Origin of the sequence: Rothia sp. P7208 (assembly GCF_048512915.1) — a bacterium.
Classification (GTDB): domain Bacteria; phylum Actinomycetota; class Actinomycetes; order Actinomycetales; family Micrococcaceae; genus Rothia.
The window spans coordinates 158,457-180,372 of the sequence record NZ_JBLXXW010000001.1 but is presented as its reverse complement, the minus strand read 5'-3'; the positions used below and the strand labels follow the sequence as shown (position 1 = coordinate 180,372).

Annotated in this window: 18 protein-coding genes; 14 read left to right on the top strand and 4 right to left on the bottom strand. The window is 48.0% G+C overall.

Translation table 11 applies throughout. The features are described 5' to 3' along the window. Positions 1-123: 123 nt before the first annotated feature. Positions 124-921 carry a phosphatase gene (locus ACN084_RS00815; protein WP_419105606.1) on the bottom strand — a complete coding sequence of 266 codons (798 nt, stop codon included), beginning with the start codon at positions 919-921 and terminating at the stop codon, positions 124-126. A gap of 31 nt (positions 922-952) precedes the next feature. Further along, positions 953-2,155, bottom strand: coding sequence for a glycosyltransferase (locus ACN084_RS00810; protein ID WP_419105605.1), 1,203 nt, complete (start codon positions 2,153-2,155; stop codon positions 953-955). A 202-nt stretch (positions 2,156-2,357) separates the two neighbouring features. Here ACN084_RS00810 and alr point away from each other — a divergent pair, with 202 nt between their 5' ends. From alr to tsaD, 5 genes are read left to right on the top strand one after another with little or no spacing between them, the layout of a single operon-like run. Further along, complete coding sequence (gene alr / locus ACN084_RS00805; protein ID WP_419105604.1) at positions 2,358-3,557, top strand: alanine racemase; 1,200 nt, start codon at positions 2,358-2,360, stop codon at positions 3,555-3,557. A 20-nt stretch (positions 3,558-3,577) separates the two neighbouring features. Continuing rightward, complete coding sequence (tsaE, locus tag ACN084_RS00800) at positions 3,578-4,162, top strand: tRNA (adenosine(37)-N6)-threonylcarbamoyltransferase complex ATPase subunit type 1 TsaE (protein ID WP_419100828.1); 585 nt, start codon at positions 3,578-3,580, stop codon at positions 4,160-4,162. A gap of 32 nt (positions 4,163-4,194) precedes the next feature. Continuing rightward, positions 4,195-4,875, top strand: coding sequence for a tRNA (adenosine(37)-N6)-threonylcarbamoyltransferase complex dimerization subunit type 1 TsaB (gene tsaB / locus ACN084_RS00795; protein ID WP_419100827.1), 681 nt, complete (start codon positions 4,195-4,197; stop codon positions 4,873-4,875). Further along, positions 4,875-5,387, top strand: a complete 513-nt coding sequence (gene rimI / locus ACN084_RS00790; RefSeq protein WP_419100826.1) for a ribosomal protein S18-alanine N-acetyltransferase — start codon at positions 4,875-4,877, stop codon at positions 5,385-5,387. Before tsaB ends, rimI begins: the two co-directional genes overlap by 1 nt. Beyond that, positions 5,377-6,471: a tRNA (adenosine(37)-N6)-threonylcarbamoyltransferase complex transferase subunit TsaD gene (gene tsaD, locus ACN084_RS00785; protein WP_419105603.1), complete on the top strand. Its 1,095-nt coding sequence runs from the start codon at positions 5,377-5,379 to the stop codon at positions 6,469-6,471. The genes rimI and tsaD overlap by 11 nt, the downstream gene beginning before the upstream one ends. 4 nt (positions 6,472-6,475) lie before the next feature. On the opposite strand, the gene ACN084_RS00780 is transcribed toward tsaD, so the two are convergent. Continuing rightward, entirely contained in the window at positions 6,476-7,639 is a 1,164-nt protein-coding gene (locus ACN084_RS00780) for a glutamate--cysteine ligase (protein ID WP_419105602.1), read from the bottom strand. Between the two features lie 67 nt (positions 7,640-7,706). Continuing rightward, positions 7,707-8,999 (bottom strand): THUMP-like domain-containing protein, encoded by a 1,293-nt coding sequence (locus ACN084_RS00775; RefSeq protein WP_419105601.1) that lies wholly within the window; start codon positions 8,997-8,999, stop codon positions 7,707-7,709. A 234-nt stretch (positions 9,000-9,233) separates the two neighbouring features. On the opposite strand from ACN084_RS00775, the gene groES reads away from it, so the two are divergent. The 9 genes from groES (at position 9,234) to guaA (ending at position 21,914) form a co-directional block, all read left to right on the top strand. Beyond that, positions 9,234-9,527 carry a co-chaperone GroES gene (gene groES / locus ACN084_RS00770; protein WP_419100822.1) on the top strand — a complete coding sequence of 98 codons (294 nt, stop codon included), beginning with the start codon at positions 9,234-9,236 and terminating at the stop codon, positions 9,525-9,527. 36 nt (positions 9,528-9,563) lie between these two features. Continuing rightward, positions 9,564-11,156, top strand: a complete 1,593-nt coding sequence (gene groL / locus ACN084_RS00765; RefSeq protein WP_419105600.1) for a chaperonin GroEL — start codon at positions 9,564-9,566, stop codon at positions 11,154-11,156. A 220-nt stretch (positions 11,157-11,376) separates the two neighbouring features. Further along, a complete protein-coding gene (locus ACN084_RS00760; protein WP_419105599.1) occupies positions 11,377-13,488 on the top strand; it encodes an acyltransferase family protein in 2,112 nt (703 codons plus the stop codon). Between the two features lie 90 nt (positions 13,489-13,578). After that, positions 13,579-15,642 (top strand): acyltransferase family protein, encoded by a 2,064-nt coding sequence (locus tag ACN084_RS00755; RefSeq protein WP_419105598.1) that lies wholly within the window; start codon positions 13,579-13,581, stop codon positions 15,640-15,642. A gap of 173 nt (positions 15,643-15,815) precedes the next feature. Continuing rightward, positions 15,816-17,333 (top strand): IMP dehydrogenase, encoded by a 1,518-nt coding sequence (gene guaB, locus ACN084_RS00750; RefSeq protein WP_419100818.1) that lies wholly within the window; start codon positions 15,816-15,818, stop codon positions 17,331-17,333. A 73-nt stretch (positions 17,334-17,406) separates the two neighbouring features. Then, positions 17,407-18,525, top strand: a complete 1,119-nt coding sequence (locus ACN084_RS00745) for a GuaB3 family IMP dehydrogenase-related protein (protein WP_419100817.1) — start codon at positions 17,407-17,409, stop codon at positions 18,523-18,525. A gap of 128 nt (positions 18,526-18,653) precedes the next feature. Then, positions 18,654-19,625, top strand: coding sequence for an SURF1 family protein (locus ACN084_RS00740; RefSeq protein ID WP_419105597.1), 972 nt, complete (start codon positions 18,654-18,656; stop codon positions 19,623-19,625). Next, positions 19,615-20,169: a DUF3817 domain-containing protein gene (locus tag ACN084_RS00735; RefSeq protein WP_419100815.1), complete on the top strand. Its 555-nt coding sequence runs from the start codon at positions 19,615-19,617 to the stop codon at positions 20,167-20,169. The genes ACN084_RS00740 and ACN084_RS00735 overlap by 11 nt, the downstream gene beginning before the upstream one ends. A 155-nt stretch (positions 20,170-20,324) precedes the next feature. Next, the gene (gene guaA, locus ACN084_RS00730) at positions 20,325-21,914 is read left to right on the top strand and encodes a glutamine-hydrolyzing GMP synthase (RefSeq protein WP_419100814.1); all 1,590 of its coding nucleotides are present in this window, start codon (positions 20,325-20,327) and stop codon (positions 21,912-21,914) included. The last annotated feature ends 2 nt before the right edge of the window (positions 21,915-21,916 follow it).

Genomic DNA, 21,916 nt, shown 5'->3' with positions numbered 1-21,916 from the left:
TGATAATCCTATAGGTGCAGTAAACAGGCATATCACATCAAGAAGAAGGATAAATGTGGACAAAATTTCCTTAAAGAATGAATCTCATTAAGGTAAATAGACACAAACATGATGAACTGACGCTTAGATAAGCCCCGCTTCTGTGAGAATAAACTCTATAACAGGGGTATATAAATGTGGAGTAACATTGTCATCCATTGGAACAACCTCCAAAATATGACCTTGTTCAGCAGAAACGAAAAGCCCCGGATCATTACAATCAGCAATACCAATAGTGTCAATACCAGCAGAAGCCGCAAAACCTGCTAAACCGTGATCTGCAATGACCAGATCAGGCACAACACTACGCTCAGATAATTGAGACAACGCAAGAGACATAGGCCCAGGAAAATGCGTATGCTGAAGCCCCCCATACTGCTCAAAAACAACGACATCAAAAATCTGGCGAAGATCCCCATCTAAAAACCGTTCACCCTCGCGAATACTCAGAACCTGCGCCCCACGAGAACGAGCCGCATATGCCATCTGCGCATAAATCGGAAACAGCCCAGCTGGGTGCCCCGTCGCGAAAAGAAGCGACTTCTTCTCACGGACCGCAGCACCAAAAATACGAGCATAACGGCGCAACGCCTCAACACACAAACGAGCGCTAATAGTATCTTGACCTGTACGATACTGCGGGTCATCTACGATGCCCACTCGACGAGTCATCACCTCAAAAACATCGTCATACGTCCAAGAGCGAGTCCATTTCACACCAAACCCTAAATGTTCATTACCGTCAATAAACCCCTGAACATGGCTGAGATTATTCTCTCGAGGAGTCGCAACCTCACCCGTAATTTTAGAGGCATCTAAATACGCCATAAACTCATCATCAGACATCGTAAAACGTTGAACACCAACACCCTGAGGATACATATTGCGCTCCTTCGACAAAACAGAAACTTTTCTACGCCAAACTCATAAGAGTTCTATACAAGCTAAGCATATCTTCTGCACTATGCTCCCATGTTTTCACCCTCGCACGTTGAACACCATTGTGCCCCAATAAACGCCTACGTTGTGGCGAACGAACCATCCGCTCTAAAGCAAACGCCCACGCCTCAGGAGTGCGCGAAGCAACCAACACTCCACTAACGCCATCTGCAACAGCGCTTCTGAGACCATCAACATCACTTGCTAAAACCGCAGCACCACAGGCTTGAGCCTCTAACGCCACCAAACCGAAAGTCTCAGAAGAGGAAGGAACCGCTACAATATCCGCCTGACGGAAAAACTCCGCCAACTTTTCTGGAGGAAATGAAGGATAAAAATCAATACACTCATCCACACCTAGCTCTTGGGCACGAGAGACAAGCTGTCGATGATACTCAGAGCTACCCTGCCCGATAAAAGCACACCTTATAGATATATCAGGAGGTAAAAGAGCAAGCGCCTCCACCAAAATATGCACACCCTTTAACGGTTGAGGACGTCCTGCAAAGACCAGAAAACATTGAGAAGAAGAACCCTCATGAGCACGGCGAGATGGTACTACGTCATGAAAAACATGAGTATCAACACCCGGAGGGATGACGACAACCTTCTCTTTCTGCACCCCATACCAACGCACCATCTGCTGAGCTTCATCAACAGTGTTAACCACCAAAGATGTAACTTCTCGACATATCTTCTGCTCACCCTCGTACCGCGCCTGAGGTTCACGATCTTCACCCTGCCCAGAACGAGCATCCTTAGCGGCGGCGGTTGTGTGCATGGTGTGTACCCACGGCACAGAATAATCCTTCCATGTAATCTCTCGCAAAGAAAGAACACACATACCTGAGAGCCAATAATGAGAATGCACCACATCAGGTTTTTTTACCGCTGAACGAGATACAGCCATTGCAAAATCATCGACGATTAATGGAAGCTGTTCTTTTGCTGCGCCTACAGCAGAATCCACACGAACGTTATGTATAAGTGTCCGAGGTAAAAATTCAGATACCTGCACTGACTCTGAAGGAGAAGAAGAAGTATCTAACGTAAAAACCTCCACCGACAAGTTCGGATACAGCTTCAACAACGCCTGAAGAGAACGAAGAATATACACATTCATTCCACCAGCATCCGCGGTGCCAGGCTGATCTAACGGAGAAGTATGCATCGACATAATATGAAGATGCATCCTAGAAGAGTTAGAAAAACTAAGCTGAGAAAAAAACTTTGTAGTATCGTGCTGCACCTTTTTACTGTATTGCACAATAAACACAGACGCACCTATTTATCCTTAAGATACGTCACGAATAGGATGCACTACACCACCAACAGAGGAACATGAGATACTAAAAACCACAAACCTCAGGAGTCCAACCATGCAACAAACACCCTCAAAATATCACCCAGATGAAAACGACCTCGAACGTCTAGCCATCATCAATACCCACGCTATCGGACACAACGTTCAAACCATCCGAAAAAATATTGGAAACCGAACACTAATCGCCATTATCAAAGCAGACGCCTACGGACACGGCGCAGTCCCCGTAGCAAAAACAGTGTTAGAAGCTGGCGCTGACATCCTTGGAGTGGTACACGTTAGCGAAGCTCTCAAACTCCGAGAAGCTGGGATTGAAGCGCCCCTGATTGCATGGCTCCACACACCCCGCACACCTTTCAAAGCTGCCATAGCACATAACGTCCAACTAGGCAGCTCTGGGTGGGACCTCGAGTACATCGCACAAGCTGCAGAACAACTGAATAAAACTGCTCACGTCCACCTCAAAATAGATACCGGCTTAGGGCGTAACGGATGCACCCCCGACCAGTGGGAAACATTCTTCGTCCGCGCCAAAAAATATCAAGACCAGGGTCTTATCAACGTCTGCGGCATCTTCTCACACCTCGCCGTAGCAGATGAACCTCAACGTATCACCGAAACACAACAACAACTAACAAACTTCTCTGCCGCCATACAACAAGCCCAAACACTAGGACTACACCCCAAATACATCCACTTGGCCAATACACCCGGAACCTTATGCGCAGGAGAAGGACTCTACGAACAAGAACTACTCGGTAACACCGTGCGAGTCGGTCTTGGACTTTACGGGCTGAGTCCTATTGACGGTAAAACCTCACAAGAACTGGGTTTGCAACCAGCAATGACACTGCAAACATACATTAGTGCAGTCAAAGAAGTCCCCGCCGGACAAGGAGTCTCTTACGGGCTCAACTACCGCACCTCACAACCGACAACATTGGCACTCATCCCCATGGGATACGCAGATGGTATTCCTCGTATCGCACAGAACGCACCAGTGCGTATCTACCGAGAAGGCTATCCAGCACAAAACCATACTGTCGTTGGAAGAATTGCCATGGACCAGATGGTGATAGATCTTGGCCAAGCCGGATTATCAGAGGATAAGCACGGATACTTAGGCGCTCGCGTTGTCATCTTCGGAGATGGTGAAAACCCTCCTGTAGAAGCTTGGGCTGACGCTGCTCAGACTATCAACTATGAGATTGTCACTCGTATTTCTGCTCGAGTTCCACGAGTCTACCGTCCCTAAAAAAACACAGAACAAAGAATATGATGAACCAGACCGTAACTTTCGAACTGTCTTCTATAGAAGACACCCAAAAGATTGCAGAAGCCTTAGCACCACTACTACAACCAGCAGACCTCATCTTACTCAACGGCGAATTAGGAGCCGGAAAAACGACTTTTACACGTTGCCTTGGGCAGGGGCTCGGCGTACGTGACGGAATCATTTCTCCGACCTTTGTCCTTTCTCGAGTGCATCCTAACCTTCCTGACGGTATTCGCCCAGGTGGGCCTGACCTCGTCCACGTAGATGCTTACCGTCTGAGCAGTGCCGAAGAAATTGATGACCTTGACCTCGAATATTCTCTAGAACGCTCGGTGACGGTTGTTGAGTGGGGAGAACATAAAGTCGAACACCTCAGTGATTCTCGCCTAGAAATAGACATCATTCGGGCAACCGGAGGAGACGGAGAAATCCCGTTCCAACAGACCTCTAGCGACGATGACGCCGATGAACACAGCTCAGAGCCACGTACTATGATGATTCGTGGATACGGGCCTCGGTGGGACAGCACGAACTGGAACGCTATAATGCAAGCACTCTCGGCTGTCTTGAACGCTCAACAATAATCTTTGCCAAGGAAACCGCTAGACTAGATAACGTGTTTGTACTTGCTTTAGATTCATCCGCTACCGCATCTGTCGCCCTCGGCCAATGGACTGCCGATGGGGTCAAGCTCTTAGCCCAGCGTAAAACCTCAGATACTCGTTCACATGCTGAAGTCATGGCTCCATATGTGCACCAAACCTTAGAACAAGCTCACGTCAAAGCTGAAAACCTTGATGCTGTGCTCGTCGGCAGAGGACCGGGACCTTTTACGGGGTTACGTGCTGGAATCATGACAGCTCGAGCACTCAGCTTCGCTCACCATATTCGGTGCTACGGTCTCATGAGCCTGTACGCTATCGCAGAATCAGCATATGAACATGCCCAAAAACACCAATATCATCGCTTTTTCGTCGCTACTGATGCCCGACGTAGAGAAGTCTATTCAGCAGAATTTGAACTGACCGCTTGCGGGTATCAGCTATGCGGTGAACCAACGGTGGGGTCTGCTCAAAACCTTAAAAATCTGCCAGTCTACGGTGCTGGTGCCGGACTATACTCTAACCTTCTTAACGCTGTTCCTGAGTTTACTCAATCTCAGCCCGACGCTATTGACTTACTACAAGCTGCATGGCGTCTGGGAGAACAGCGTCTAGAAACAGAAACGAGTGCACTCTATTTACGTGAATCTGATGCAAAAGTTCCTCAGTCTATGGTGGCGTTAGGAACCGCCTAATGAACCAGACGAGAACTGCCTCAGATGGCTCAGCTGTGGTACTAAGAGAATTAGAACTTGTTGATATCGAACAAATACATCGGTTAGAGTGCGAACTCTTCCCCGTAGATGCTTGGCCGATAGAAATGTTCTTAGCAGAAGTACAACATCCGACTCGTTACTACATCGTGTTAGAACAAGACCACAAAATTATTGGGTATGCCGGAGTTATGACCGTAGCTGATACTGCTGACATCCAGACCTTAGCTATTTGTCCGTCCAAAAGACGTTGCGGTTACGGCACCTGGCTTTTAGAAACCTTGCATGAACAAGCCTGCGCTCGGGGGGCACAACGTGTCATGTTAGAAGTACGAGCCGACAATCCTGCTGCTCAAAACTTATATGTAGCTCAAGGGTATTTACCCGTACACCGTCGCGAACGATACTATAACGATGGCGTAGACGCTCTGATAATGATGAAAGACCTTGAAGCCGTCGAACCTCTCCAAGAAGAAAAGCACCATGACCAATAGCATAGAACCTCTTGTACTAGGAATTGAATCATCCTGTGACGAAACAGGAATCGGTATTGTACGAGGAACAACTCTCCTGAGCAATACGGTTTCTTCATCCATGGAAGAACATGTCCGCTTCGGGGGAGTCATTCCAGAAATTGCCTCTCGCGCCCACCTCGAAGCAATGATTCCAGCAATACAGCAAGCTCTTGACGAAGCTCAAGTAGGTTTAGACGAAATAGACGCTATTGCTGTTACTGCAGGGCCAGGTCTTGCTGGGGCCCTTATCGTGGGGGTCTGTGCCGCTAAAGCGTTAGCTGCTGCTACCGGTAAACCCCTATACGGTATTAACCACCTCGTCGCTCACGTTGGTGTCGGACTGCTTGACCAACCAACCGGCACACTCCAGCTCGAACAGCTCTGTGAACGCGGTCTTGGAGCGCTCCTTGTCTCTGGCGGGCACACCGAAATTCTTGCTGTACACAACATCACCTCGAATGTTCGTCTTCTCGGCGCTACCCTCGATGACGCGGCCGGGGAAGCCTACGATAAAGTAGCCAGACTTTTAGGTCTTAACTATCCTGGCGGTCCCGCTATTGACCAAGCTAGTCGTTCTGGCAACCCTCAGGCTTTCCGATTCCCACGTGGACTTTCTGCTCGAAAATTTATGGGGACAGCCGAGGCGCCTGGACCCCACCGTTACGATTTTTCTTTCTCCGGTCTCAAAACAGCCGTTGCGCGAGTTATTGAAGGATATCAAGCACGCGAAGAAAGCGTCCCTGTTGCCGACATTGCTGCTTCTTTCCAAGAATCAGTAGTAGACGTCATCACCCACAAAGCCTTATTAGCATGTACTGAACAAGGGCTAGAAACATTGCTCTTAGGCGGTGGAGTTGCTGCAAACTCACGGCTACGAGAACTTCTTGCTCAACGTTGCGCCGAACATTCGGTAGAACTAATCGTTCCTGAACTGTCTTTATGCACTGATAACGGGGCGATGGTAGCGGCATTAGGAGCACGTCTCGTTGCGGAGGGGATAAAACCTTCTCCTCTAGAGTTCGAGACAGACTCCTCCTTACCTGTGCAGATCATTTCAGTGTAAGAATCTATGCTTGAATGCCACCCGATGCAGAATCCCGTACTCGTTGAGCTACTAAATCTTTGACTACTGCACGTAAATTACCCCCTGAAGACTGAGCAACATGACGTTGTCTGGCACTATTTCCTCCAGAACTTATAATCGTCTCAAGATGCTTTAGTTCTTCAGTGCACCTTAAATCGTGTGCAATAGGGCAGAGCCTATCGATGAGCTCTCGTAGGTCTTCTTGTATATGGCGTTCATCATTGCGATTATTTTGAATAATAATAGCGTCCAAACCATAGCGTGCCGCACGCCATTTATTCTCTTGAACATGCCAAGGCTTGAGGGCTTCTAATCTTTCTCCCTTATCAAGCTTTCGTGAGAAAGATTCAACAAGACATTGGGTTAACGCTGCGATAGCAGCAATATCTTTGAGCGAAGACAACCCATCGCAAATACGCATCTCCACGGTGCCATAATGTGGTACTGGGCGAATATCCCAACGGTTTTCGCTCGGATCATCGATGACCCCTGTATGGAGCATATCTTGTAGGTAATCTTCATAATCTTCCCAACTATCGAAGTGGAAAGGGAGTCCTGCTGTTGGAAGCTGCTGAAACATTAAAGCTCTTTGGCTGACATAACCAGTATCTACTCCTTCCCAAAAAGGGGAAGAAGCTGATAAGGCAAGTAGATGAGGGTAATAGGTGGTGAGCCCATCGATAATAGGTAATGCTTTGTCTCGAGAATTGACGCCAACATGTACATGAACACCATAAATAACCATCTGTCGCCCCCAATATTGGGTACGGTCTAGCATCTTGAGATAGCGTTCTTTGGAAGCTACTGGCTGGTCAAGACTACGTGAGAATGGGTGTGTTCCGGCAGAGAAGAACTCTATCCCTAACTCGTCAGTTATCTGTTGAAGAGCCAATGCTCCTTGACGTAACTGTTCTATGGCTTCTGCCACGGTTGTGCAAACTCCGGTGACAAGTTCTAGCGTATTATCGAGGAACTCTCCCGTGAGGTGAGGGCCCTGAGCACTGTCCAATAATTCGGGGTTTTTTTGCTGTACTAGTGCTAGCACTTCTTGCGCTCGAGAGCATAGCTCTTGTGTTTGAGCGTCGACAAGGGCAAGCTCCCACTCTACCCCTAATGTGGATGGTGCGGACGGCGCGAAGGGAATCATCGTTCTCCTACCTGTGATGGTGTTTTTCCATGGTAGGTCAGAAAAGACGGATTACGTACTTATGACGTCATAAAGGTGAGACAGCCAACGCTAATCGTCGAGAAGTTTTACCTTCTCCAATACGCGTTAAAATGAGTGTTCCATGGTGCCCTTTCCCCGATTTTTTGGTATTTTTTTGGGCTCCAAGGAGTTTGATACGTAGCTGTTCAGGAGAAATATCTACTCCCCGTTTTTTAACGGTGAGTGTCGTGATGCTATTTTCACGTACCCAGCGTTTGAGATGTTTGTCGTTAATCGGGAGTATCTGTTCTACACGGTATCCTTTAACGCCTCGTATCTGCAAAGGATGTGAACTTGTCAGATACGCAATATGTTCGTCAATAAGTTCTGCGTCGGTGGTACGAATAATTTCGCTGAGAAGATGCGCACGAATTAAAGCACCGTCTGGCTCATAAATATATTCTTTGACCTCATACAGCGGTTCAGATGCTTGTTGCTGGCTGTGAGATTCATGGTAAGGGCTAGAAACCTCAGTGACAACTGACGGCTCAAAAGGGTCACTATCAAGGACGAGCGCGCTTCTTTTAACGTGAGGTTGTGCTAACGCGTTAAACCACAGCACGACTTCAACAACAGACCCATGATGGCTAATCCACTGTGCTTCACATTCTTCAGGTATTTGATCGTGGGGGATAGCTGGCCCCATTTTGACGCCCATGGCGATTCCTGTTTGTGCTAATTCTCGGATGAATGATAGAGGTGGAGAAAAATCTTCTGCGTCAAAAGTCCGTGATTGTGTTTTACCCTGTTGCACTGTTCTTCGTGCCGGATCAAGCCATAACGCATCAATAGGGCGACCAAATATATGAGGAAGTGCCTTTAGCTCGAGTTGTTGCACATCTGCACACAAAACCTGTGCTGTTGGAAAATCAGCAAGATTATATTGAGCGTAACTAGCTGTTTGCTCGTCGATATCTACGGCAGTAACGGCTAACCCTGCTTGAGCGAAACAGAGTGCATCAGCACCAATACCACACCCAAAATCTGCAACAGAATGAACTTTCGCTTGTACAAAACGTTGTGCATGTACCATCGCGACAGCTTGGCGCGTAGCCTGCTCATATCCAGCTTCACTGAGAAGCATGTGATGAGCTCTATCCCCAAATTTTTCGGAAGCTTTCGTTCTATTTTTTGCTTGAGCTAAAATCCTGCGAACACTTTCTGCACTGAAACCTTGTGCCCGTAATTGTGTTGCATAATTGAGAGCTTGACTCGTATGGTAAGGGACGAATTGGGCAATTGCTTCTAACTCTTCTTGAGTTTCTTCAACTGCTGGTGCCGGATGTACAGAGGTGCTCATAGTCGTCAGTGTCCTTATATTGGGCTAGAACTCATATTATAGATGCGCTGTGTGCGAAACTGGCGGGTTTTCTTGACCTTCTCTAGGGTACGGCTCTAAAGTTTGTGTTAGCACTTAAGAGCTGACAGTGCTAATTATTCTTGAAAAAGTATCGGCACCGCGACGACGACACTTTCTCAAAAGCACCATTTAGCTCAAACATCAGAAATGTTAAAAGAACATCAAGGAGCAAAAATGTCCTCCATCAAACCACTCGAAGACCGCGTAGTCGTCCAGATTCTCGAAGCAGAACAGACCACCGCATCCGGACTTGTTATCCCTGATACCGCTAAAGAGAAGCCACAGGAAGCAAAAGTTATCGCAGTTGGTCCCGGACGCACCGACGAAAAAGGCAACCGCATCCCCGTAGACGTAGCAGAAGGCGATATCGTCATCTTCTCCAAATACGGCGGAACCGAAGTATCCTTCGGCGGAGCAGACTACCTCATTCTCTCCGCACGCGACGTATTGGCTATCGTCAACAAATAATCTTTTCCGCACACAATACAAAGGAGCTAAGAATTCATGGCAAAACAGCTTGAATTCAATGATGCAGCTCGTAAGAGCCTGCAAGCTGGTGTGGATAAACTCGCAAACGCTGTCAAAGTGACGTTGGGCCCTCGCGGGCGCAACGTCGTCCTTGACAAGCAGTGGGGCGCACCTATCATTACTAATGACGGTGTATCTATCGCTCGTGAAATTGAACTAGAAGACCCATACGAAAACCTTGGCGCTCAACTCGCCAAAGAAGTCGCCACCAAAACAAACGATGTAGCAGGTGACGGTACAACTACTGCAACCGTACTCGCTCAAGCGCTTGTTTCTGAAGGTCTGCGTAACGTCACCTCTGGTGCCGCACCAGGAGAAGTCAAACGAGGCATTGAAACCGCCGTCCGTGCTGTCTCCCAACGGCTACTCGAAAACGCCAGAGACGTCCAAGGCGAAGAAGTCGCACACGTAGCGGCTATCTCAGCACAGTCCCCAGAAATTGGTGAACTTCTCGCCCAAGCTTTCGACAAAGTCGGACAAGACGGCGTCATCACCATCGAAGACGGTTCAACCACAGAAATTGAACTGGAAATTACCGAAGGTATGCAATTCGACAAAGGCTACCTCTCACCATCATTCGTCACCGACTCTGATCGTGCAGAAGCAGTCCTCGAAGATAGCTTAATCCTGCTCTACCAAGGCAAAATCTCAACAGTCGCTGAGATTATGCCACTGCTAGAAAAAATTGTTCAGGCAAAAAAGCCACTGACCATCATCGCAGAAGACGTAGACGGAGAAGCTCTTAGCACCCTCGTCGTCAATAAGCTTCGAGGAAACCTCAACGTCGTTGCCGTCAAAGCTCCTGGCTTCGGAGACCGCCGCAAAGCAATTATGCAAGACCTTGCAATTCTTACCGGCGGCACTGTGATCACCGGAGAACTCGGTATCTCCCTTGACTCAGTTACCCTTGACCAGCTTGGCTCAGCACGACGTATCACCGTCACTAAAAACAACACCACCATCGTTGAAGGTGCCGGAACCTCTGCAGACGTCGCTGAACGAGTCAGCCAACTCCGCTCAGAAATTGAGCGAGTCGACTCCGAATGGGACCGTGAAAAGCTCAAAGAACGCCTAGCAAAACTTGCCGGTGGCGTTGGCGTCATCAAAGTTGGTGCAGCAACCGAGGTCGAAGCAAAAGAACGTAAACACCGTATTGAAGACGCAGTGTCCTCAACCCGTGCAGCCCTTGAAGAAGGCATCGTCGCAGGCGGAGGAACAGCTCTCGTGCATGCGTTAGCAGCACTTGAAGGTATGACACTTGAGTCAAAAGACGCTCAAACCGGTGTTGAAATCGTCAAGAAAGCACTCGTCCAACCTCTACGCTGGATTGCTCAAAACGCAGGCGAAGATGGATACGTTGTCACCAGCAAAGTAGCTCAACTACCTGTTGGCTCTGGCTTTAACGCACGTACCGGCGACTATGAAGACCTCATCGCTGCTGGTGTTATTGACCCCGTCAAAGTAACACGCTCAGCACTAGAGAACGCTTCATCCATTGCCGCATTGGTACTGACAACCGAAACCCTCGTCGTCGAGAAACCAGAAACAGAGGACGAAGAAGAGAAATAAAATATTTTCTTCTCAGAACCTCTAACGGTACAGAAGAGCCTGTTTTAGCCTCCCGTATAGGGACTAAAACAGGCTCTTCTGGCCTCAAAAAGAACTTGTGTTTGCTCACAGTAGGCTTCGAAAAAATACTATTTAGGCAGACAATCGACTCCAGTTCCGGTAACGTTCAAAGGTCAGCACTCTCGTCAATCAGATATACACACAGAAAGAGAACTCTTTCATGGTTGCGCAAACACACACCAAATACCCGTTGAATAGGCGGTGGCTTAAAACCCAAGGTTTTCGCCCCGAAATTCAAGGCCTACGCGCATTAGCTCTCTTCCTCGTTGTCACCTACCACATCTGGTTCGGCAAAGTTTCTGGAGGCGTCGACGTCTTCCTCTTCATCTCCGCCTTCCTCCTCTCCCTCTCAACCTTACGTAAAATCAATGAGGGAAGACCGCTGGCCCTCATCAAATACTGGTTACACGTTTTTCAACGCTTACTGCCGGCTGCTGCCACCGTCATCGCAGGAACAGTAATCGCCGCATGGTTCTTCCTGTCCCCATCACGAATCATGGGCATCATCCACGATGGTATAGCTGCACTTTTTTACTTTCTCAACTGGCGTTTAGCATATAATTCAGTAGACTATTACGCCCAAGACGCAGCCACCAAAACACCTCTACAACACTTCTGGTCGCTGTCCATGCAAGGACAGATTTTTATCCTCTGGCCAATCCTCTTCTTCTGCGTCGCATTACTCGTCCGCCGCTTCCGCCTCAACCTCATCGGAACAGCCCTCCTAGTATTCGGTACCGTCTGGGGAATCTCTCTCGCATTTTCTATCTATGAAACTGCAACAAACCAAGGCTTCGCATATTTTGATACCCGCACCCGAGCCTGGGAATTTGCTACCGGAACGCTCCTTGCCATAGTGACCTTCTACTGGAAACCTCCACAATGGCTTCGCATCCCCATGGGATGGGTTGGCGTTGCCGGACTCATCCTCTGCGGGCTCATCCTGCCAGTACAAGAAGCCTTCCCCGGATACCTTGCACTCTGGCCCGTTACTTGTGGCGCCCTCGTCATCCTTGCCGGACAAACAAACTCCCCATGGGGTGTAGACCGAATTCTCAGCTCCACACCACTACTAAAACTCGGTGAAATTTCCTACGCTCTGTACCTCGTACACTGGCCGGTCTACATTATCTACTCAACTCGCGCTCGCGTGGACCACCCCAATTTTTTGGTCGGTTCTTTGCTCATCATTAGCTCGATAGTCATTTCCACCATCATTCACTATGGAATTGAAGAACCTCTACGACGTACTCCCACCGTTAAAAAACATGCGGTACCGAAACCTCATCGTGGAATGAAAAAACTTCTCTCCGGTGCTACTACTCGCCCAATAGCTATTATTCTGAGCTGCTTCATGCTTGTTGGTGTTCCTCTCGTGGGCGCTAAAGCGTGGGTCCACCATCGTAACAATCAGCTCGAAGCTCTTGCCGAAGCTGCTGGAAGCCCCGACTTTCCTGGGGCGTATGCCTACAATGAGGCTTCTACTCATTACAAGTATCCGCCTATTCCTACTACCGACCCCGAAAAACAATACGATGGTATCGACCCGAACGGTTGTGGCGGTCTTATTGGAGGAGACAGGGGAGTCATCAGCTCACTCTGCGGACTTGAACAGAACTCCTCTAAGGCAGATAGTCCTTTAGTGATGGTTATTGGGTCTTCGCATGCTGGACAATCTATTGCGTTCTATAGACCGTGGGCTCAAGAGCACCAAATAAACCTTATGGATTTACATCTTGGCGCGTGTCGTTATCCTTTGGAAGCAGAACCGAACCCTAACGAAGAATGCGAAGAATACAACGCTAATATTCGTCAGCTCGTACTTGATATTCACCCTGAGGCCGTCGCTTTGCTCGTAACACAGACAGACGCGCATCACTCGGAGATTCTCGTGCCCGGTATCGAAGAAGAAATTGAAGCATACACTCGAGCAGGGATACAGGTTTTTGCGTTACGTGATAATCCTCGATGGGCTGATAATATTTATGATTGCGCTCAGACTCATCCAGAAGATCCTACGTTTTGTGGAGAAAAGCGGGAACAAAAGCTTGCAGATATTAATCCTGCCCAAGAACTCGTAGACCGCAATCCCTTGGTTTATGGTCTTGATTTTTCGGAACAATATTGCCCCTATGGTTTTTGTTCTGCTATTTTTGGCAACGTCTATGTTTACATGGACGATAACCATATTTCTCGTGCGTACGGTTCTACTTTGGATCAAGAACTCAACCAACAGCTACAAGAACAAGGGTTTAGCCTCGGACGTACCTAAACTACATATTTATCGCGTTAAACACTAATTACGGGGTGAATCTCACTCCTACCATGTTGTCTGTTATCACGAAGAGAAAATTACTTACCTGTGGCACCAAAAGAACGTCGATTTAGACCGGAGATTCAAGGGTTACGCGCTTTTGCTGTGACCTTGGTCGTTGCCTACCATTTTTGGCTCGGGCGAGTTTCGGGAGGGGTGGACGTTTTCCTCCTCATCTCCGCTTTTTTGATGACGCTTTCATTCACTCGGAAACTAGAAACAGGTCAGCCAATCGGTTTTAAAGCCCTCAAAGACTACTGGGCACGTACTTTTAAACGTATTATGCCTTTGGCTACGGCAACTGTTCTACTAGTGCTGATTGGGACACGGTTTTTTCTGCCTGCGCCACGGTGGCAAGGGATTATGGATGAAGCCGTTTCAGTCGTTTTTTATTATGAAAACTGGTGGTCCATCAACAACTTGGTGGATTATTATGCTGCTGATTCTTCACAGGCCTCACCGTTACGCCACTTCTGGTCGCTATCAGTTCAAGGGCAAATATTTCTTTTATGGCCTTTACTCTTTGCTCTGAGTTGGGTCATTTACCGTATGATAGGGCGACGGTTCGCTCGCGGTATTCTAGCAACTCTTTTTGGTGCTGTTTTTCTTGCTTCATTGACGTACTCGGTCTATTACACACATCTTGACCAACAGCTTGCATATTTTTCTACGTACACTCGCCTTTGGGAATTTGCCTTAGGTTCTTTGGTTGCTATCGGGCTGCCGTATCTTCGCTTCCCTTCAGCCATCAAAATAATGGTGGGTTGGATGGGCCTTATCGCAATAGTATTATGTGGCCTTATCCTAGATGTTGAGGGTAATTTCCCTGGGTATTATGCCTTGTGGCCCACTTTAGCAGCCGCTGGTGTACTGGTTAGCGGAGATAGTGCAAGCCGATGGGGTGTGGAGCGTTTACTCTCCCTCAAACCTTTACTATGGCTTGCGACATATTCTTATGGGCTTTATCTCATCCACTGGCCTCTTCTTGTGTTTTACCTCTACACCGTCGATCAAGAAAAGGCCAGTACCAGCGCTGGAATCATGCTCTTTGCAGTATCGTTGGGATGCGCTTGGATTCTTACTCAGGCGAATAAAAAATTCTTAACATGTGCTCAGCGTTTTGACGGCAATGCACGTTTTTCTGTCCTGATTGTTGGATGCTGTATGACCGTTGTCCTCGTAAGTACAACATTATGGAACGTTGTTTTAGAACGTGCAGAACAACGCCTGAACGCTCAACCTATAGTCGATAACCCTGGTGCCCTTGCCCTTGAAGCAGGTTTTATTTACGAAGGTGAAGAAAATGCTGGTATTCGCCCTAGCTCTGCTGACCGTTTCGACGACCGTCCCCTCTATAACACCTCTTGTGCGCCGAGCCTTCTAGAAACATACCATTTTGAAAAATGGAACTGTCATCAACTGACAACTTCTGAAGAGCCCACACACCGAGTCATCGCTGTTGGAAACTCTCATATGGATCAGTGGGGCGATCCGCTTATCTCACTAGCAACACAAGAAAATTGGGATCTTCAATTCTTACAATTTAACGACTGCTACCTACTCGACCCTGCCCGTAATACAACAAATCAAGGATGCCAACGCTGGATTGAGAACTCACAACACTATATCGATGAGCAAAAACCTGACCTCGTCATCACCATTGGAACAATCTCCGTGTACGAAGGCTCGGGGGAGTACGTCCCTGACGGGCTAGAAGAATTTATTGAACATCTTGAGCACGAAGGTATTGAGATTGTTGCTCTTCGGGATAACCCTCGTTTTGAATCAACTCATGCAGATTGTGAGACAAGAACCCATCAGCTCTGCACCTTCGACTCAGAACTTGCTCAACAATCTAACCCCTTAGAAGAATACGCAGCACGATACCCTAACTTCGGCACTGTCGATATGACAGACCTGATTTGCCCCAACGCAGAGTGCCCTTCTGCTGTCGGTAACGTGTACGTATATCGTGATGATTCACATCTAACACAAACATTCGTCGTCTCTGCAGAAAATTTCTTCATTCAACGGATGCTTGAAACGATTGAAGGTACTGAACACACCGATACGGTTGATGAATCTTCGGTACCGGAATATTCAGGCACATAAACTCGGTAAGCTCATCAGGTACAGAAAATATTGAATCGGTGAGACGTATACCCTTTTTATCGTGGAACTATTAGGGTTCACACCCTCTGGGGTTTACTATTAACAATTGGATAACCTCTTTTTCTCTTTCTTATCAGAGAATAACTCCCACAACCGAAAGGTCCGATTCGTTCATGGCTACGCCCACCGCATTGTCTGAAGATCCTTTTGGCTTCACCGGCCTCACCTACGACGACGTTCTTCTGCTACCAGGTAATACCGACGTCAATCCTGCAGATGCTGATACCTCCACAAAATTATCGAAGCGTATCACCCTGAACACTCCTATTATTTCTGCTGCGATGGACACCGTCACTGAATCGGATATGGCTATTGCAATGGCTCGTCTGGGTGGACTGGGCGTACTACACCGTAATCTTTCCATTGAGGACCAAGCTACTCACGTAGACCGCGTTAAACGTAGCGAGTCTGGAATGATTACTAATCCCGCAACCATCGGGCCGGAAGCAACTATCGAAGAATTTGATGCCGTATGCGGACACTTCCGAGTTTCTGGACTTCCCGTCGTCGACGAAAACGGTATTTTGGTCGGTATCATCACCAACCGTGATATCCGTTATTTACCCGAAGCTGAATACTCACAGCGCACTGTTCGCGAGATTATGTCCCCTATGCCACTAATCACCGGCTATGAGGGGATGTCCAAAGAAGAAGCCTACAACCTATTAGCTTCTAACAAGATTGAAAAGCTGCCTCTTGTTGATCAAAACGGAAAATTGACCGGTTTGATCACAGTCAAAGACTTTATCAAAACAGAACAGTACCCTCGCGCCACCAAAGACGACGAAGGCCGTCTTCGCGTTGGTGCGGCTGTTGGATTCTTTGGTGACGGCTACGAACGAGCTATGACCTTAGTAGAAGCTGGCGTTGATGCACTCTTTATCGATACCGCTAACGGACACTCACAAGGCGTACTCGATATGATTGCCCGTCTTAAAAAAGATTCTGCTGCCGACCACGTCGATATCATCGGCGGACAGGCAGCAACCCGCGCTGGTGCACAAGCCATTATTGACGCTGGAGCAGACGGCGTTAAAGTTGGTGTTGGCCCTGGTTCTATTTGCACTACTCGCATTATCGCTGGTGTAGGTGTCCCGCAGGTAACAGCCATTAACGAAGCTGCTAAGGCTGCTATTCCGGCAGGCGTTCCTTTGATTGCTGACGGCGGTATGCAACATTCCGGTGAAATCGGTAAAGCCCTTGTTGCTGGTGCTGATTCTGTGATGATGGGGTCGATGCTTGCCGGCACCGCAGAATCTCCTGGTGACCTAATTTTTGTTGATGGCAAACAATTCAAAGCATACCGAGGTATGGGGTCCTTAGGCGCAATGGTTTCTCGTGGACGCCACAAGTCTTACTCGAAAGACCGTTATTTCCAAGCGGATGTTTCTTCTGAAGAGAAACTTATCCCTGAAGGTATTGAAGGACGTGTTCCTTTCCGCGGTCGTGTCGGCTCTGTTTTGCATCAGCTTGAAGGCGGTCTACGTCAGACAATGTTCTATGTTGGTGCTCGCACCATTGAAGAATTGAAATATGAGGGTAAGTTTGTGCGTATCACCCCCGCAGGACTCAAAGAGTCTCACCCTCATGACATTATGATGACGGTCGAAGCACCAAACTACCGTCGCTAAATCATTCGGCGTGGTATACCCCATAAGCGTTATGCGCTTGCTGGGGTATTGCCTCTAACGAAAGGAACGAACCATGTCCGATATCGAAATTGGTTTATCAAAACGGGCTCGTCGCACCTATAAGCTCGACGATGTTGCTCTAGTACCTTCTCGTCGTACTCGCGACCCTGAAGACGTGAGTACTTCATGGCGTATTGACGCTTTTACCTTTGAGACGCCTCTCATTGGTGCACCGATGGATTCGGTGATGTCTCCACAAACCGCCATCGCACTTGGACGTTTGGGCGGATTAGGCGTTTTAAACCTTGAGGGATTGTGGACTCGCTATGAGAACCCTCAACCTTATTTGGATGAGATTACTTCTTTAGAGCTTAACGATCCTGTTGCTGCTACTCGCCGCATGCAAGAAATCTATGCTGAGCCTATTAAAGCTGAGCTGATTACTAAACGCCTTTCAGAAATTCGTGATTCTGGTGTTATCGTTGCAGGCTCTTTGACTCCTCAACATACTCAAGAGTTCTACGAAACTGTTGTTAACGCTGGGGTCGATATTTTTGTGATTCGCGGGACTACTGTTTCTGCTGAACACGTTTCAGAAAACCGTGAACCTCTCGACCTTAAAAAGTTTATTTACGAACTTGACGTTCCGGTGATTGTTGGTGGTGTAGCTGGGTATACTCCAGCGTTGCACCTGATGAGAACAGGTGCGGCAGGTGTTCTTGTTGGGTTTGGTGGAGGCTCATCGATGACCACTCGACGTGGTCTAGGCATTCAAGCATCTATGGCAACAGCTATTGCTGATGTGGCAGCTGCACGTTCTCGTTACCTTGATGAATCTGGCGGACGGTACGTACACGTCATTGCTGATGGAGAACTTGGACGTTCAGGGGACCTCGTTAAAGCTCTTGCTCTTGGCGCAGATGCTGCGATGATTGGTGCACCTCTCGCACGCGCAAGTGAAGCACCTGGCCGCGGACTCTACTGGGGCAATGAGGCTCATTCAGTGAACTTCCCTCGAGGTATTCGCACAAACCTCGGTACGGTTGGTACTCTCGAAGAAGTCTTGTATGGCCCTTCCCACCACGTTGATGGAACATCTAACATTGTTGGTGCTTTGCGACGGGCCATGGCAACATGCGGTTTTACCGATGTGAAATCTTTCCAACGAAGCGAATTAGTCTTAGCTGATTAACCAATGAGCCCCTGAATCAAAGGGTCGCCTCAGTAAAGGCATGGTCAGTCTTAAAGAAAGCTCTGATATCACCGATAGTGACGGTGGTGTCAGAGCTTTTTGATATCAAACGTTATAGGGTAGATATCGTGTTGAAATTAGCTTTTACTCCTCGATGGATTGCCAGTTTACTTCTGGTGATTGCCTTGAGTACGGGTTTTGTGATGCTCAGTCACTGGCAGCTTTCCTCTGCAACTTGGGGCCAACGCACTGCTGATCCTACTAAAGAAATCGTGCAGCCTTGGGAAAAATTTCTTTCAGCACATGAGCCTTTAACGATTGAGAATTCTGACCATATGGTGCAAGTGACTGGACACTATGTTCCTGACTCTTCTTACCTTGTCGCCGATAAACTGAATGAAGGACGTCAAGGGTTCTGGATAGTGAGCGCTTTTATCCCCGAGAAAACGCATTCAACAGATTCTGAGTCTCGAGCTATTGCTATTGCGAGAGCGTGGAGCGCCAATGACGTTCTTGACGTAGAACCTCAGGGTACGTTAACCGTTATTGGTCGTATCGTATCTAACGACGCTCCTTACTATTCTCGAGATGTTGCACAAAAATACTCTGCCGAGCAGATAGCTTCACACCGTATTATTGGTAGCGCAGCTAGCGCTCAACTGACAAACCTATGGGATAGACCTCTCTACGGTGCGATTATCACAGCCGACGCAGAGATACCGCAGGGGAACCCTCTTCCTCTTGACGCTGACGGAAGGCTACTACCTTCAGCTACAATTTTGGGTCAGAATCAAGACGTCCATGGTGTGAGAGCTTCTCAAGTTACCCATGAAGACGTGAACTGGTTAAACATTTTTTATGCGTTGGAGTGGCTTGTTTTTGCTGGTTTTGCGTTCTTCCTCTGGTGGCGGATGCTTAAAGACTCTTATGAAAAAGCTCAAGACCCTGCTGAATATTTTGAATATGAGGGGCAGTATTGGTTGGATGAAGACTCTGGACGATACTATTACTGGGACCCAGGCGCAGAACAATATTACTTTTTTGATGATATTTCGCAGCAACAGATAACAGAAGAAAGAACGAATAAACATGCATCATAATGATTCGCCACAGCAGAAACCTCAAGAACGTCAAGACGGTAAAAAAGTGGTGCTTACCGGTCAAGGTACTGCTGACGGTAAGGGCGGTTTTACTATTCGCAAAAAATTCGGAGGAACAGAAGCACAAATTCGCTCTTCCCTGAACTTTTATAAATGGTGCGCATGGATTTCTGGTACGTTCCTGCTTTTACTGGTTCTCGAGATGATTACTCGTTATGTTTTCCGTTTTGACCTTGTGATGGGCGCTCAAGACGCACATACCGGTCAGAGTGTCCCTCTGGGCTTATTGAACCTTGAAACAGATAACTTGGTGGGAGGAATTAACATCTCAACATGGATTCTGATTATCCACGGATGGTTCTATGTCGTATATCTTTTCTCCTGTTTCCGCCTATGGCTTTTGATGCGTTGGGCACTACCACAGCTTATTGTGATGGCATTAGGCGGTGTCGTTCCTTTCCTATCATTTATTGTGGAGAGCCGTATTCACCGTGAGACTTTAGCGTTACTGCGGGCAAATCCGCAAGCCACAAAACGCTACTAACACTTCAATACCGGTAGTGATAAATATTCCCTTTGCTCTTGTCCGGATAGATTATTGCCGGTATCTGAGCATTGTGTTTTAGAATGAAGATATATTCTTCGCTTTTTCTGCCTTCTCGGTGAAAAAGTTCCCCATATCAACTGTTAAGGTGACTCGTGACCAACACATCTCATACGGAGCTAGAACAGCGTCCAGTTTTGGTGGTTGACTACGGTGCTCAGTACGCGCAGCTTATTGCTCGTCGTGTTCGTGAAGCCGGTGTTTATTCCGAAATTGTTCCGCATACTATGCCAACCGAGCAGATTCTAGCTAAGAACCCAGCTGCTCTTGTTCTTTCTGGCGGTCCTTCTTCGGTGTATGCAGAAGGCGCTCCTAAGGGCGACATCGCACTCTTCGAATCGGGTGTTCCCATTTTCGGTATTTGCTATGGCTTCCAAGTGATGGCACAGACCCTTGGCGGCACTGTTGCTCAGACCGGTCTTCGCGAATACGGTGCAACTGATGCATCTGTCTGTGCTGAAAACTCCTCCTTCCTCACCGGAACTCCCACAACTCAAAACGTCTGGATGTCCCACGGAGACTCTGTATCACAAGCACCTGAGGGCTTTACCGTACTTGCGCAGACACCTGGCGCTTCTGTGGCGGCGATGGTGGATGAAGACCGTAAACTCGGCGGTGTCCAGTGGCACCCCGAAGTAAAACACTCTGATTATGGTCAGGTTGCGCTTGAGAACTTCCTCTTCAACATTGCAGGACTAAAAAAGACTTGGTCTACCGGCAACATCATCGAAGAGCAAGTAGCGAAGATTCGTGAGCAGGTCGGTAAAGATCGCGTTATTTGCGCTTTATCCGGTGGCGTTGATTCATCCGTGGCTGCGGCGCTTGTCCATAAAGCGGTAGGCGACCAACTGACTTGTTTCTTTATTGATCATGGACTCTTACGACAGGGTGAACGTGAACAAGTCGAAAATGACTACGCTAGCACCATGGGTATTAAGGTCATCACTATCGATGAATCTGAACGCTTCCTCAACGCTCTTGCTGGTGTCAGCGACCCTGAAACGAAGCGTAAAGCCATCGGACGTGAGTTCATTCGTTCTTTTGAAGCTGCACAGCGTCAACTGATTGAACAAGCACAAGACGACGGTAGCGATATTAAATTCTTGGTACAGGGAACCCTTTACCCCGATGTCGTTGAATCAGGTGGGGGAGAAGGCACCGCAAATATTAAGTCTCACCATAACGTAGGCGGTTTACCTGAAGACATGACCTTTGAACTGGTCGAACCTTTACGTACCCTCTTCAAAGATGAGGTTCGTGCTATCGGCCGTGAGCTGGGTGTTCCCGAAAAGATTGTGGCTCGTCAACCCTTCCCCGGCCCCGGTTTAGGTATCCGTGTTGTTGGTGAAGTAACATACGAGAATTTAGAGATTCTACGTGCGGCAGACGCTATTGCTCGTGAAGAGCTAACAAATGCTGGCCTTGACGATGAAATCTGGCAGTGCCCGGTTGTGCTGCTTGCCGACGTTCGTTCTGTCGGCGTGCAAGGTGACGGCCGTACCTATGGTCACCCCATCGTGCTACGCCCCGTATCCTCCGAAGATGCTATGACCGCCGACTGGTCCCGTCTACCGTATGACGTATTAGCGAAAATCTCGAACCGTATCACCAACGAAGTCTCTGAAGTGAACCGTGTCGTTCTGGACGTTACCTCAAAGCCTCCAGGAACTATTGAATGGGAATAAAT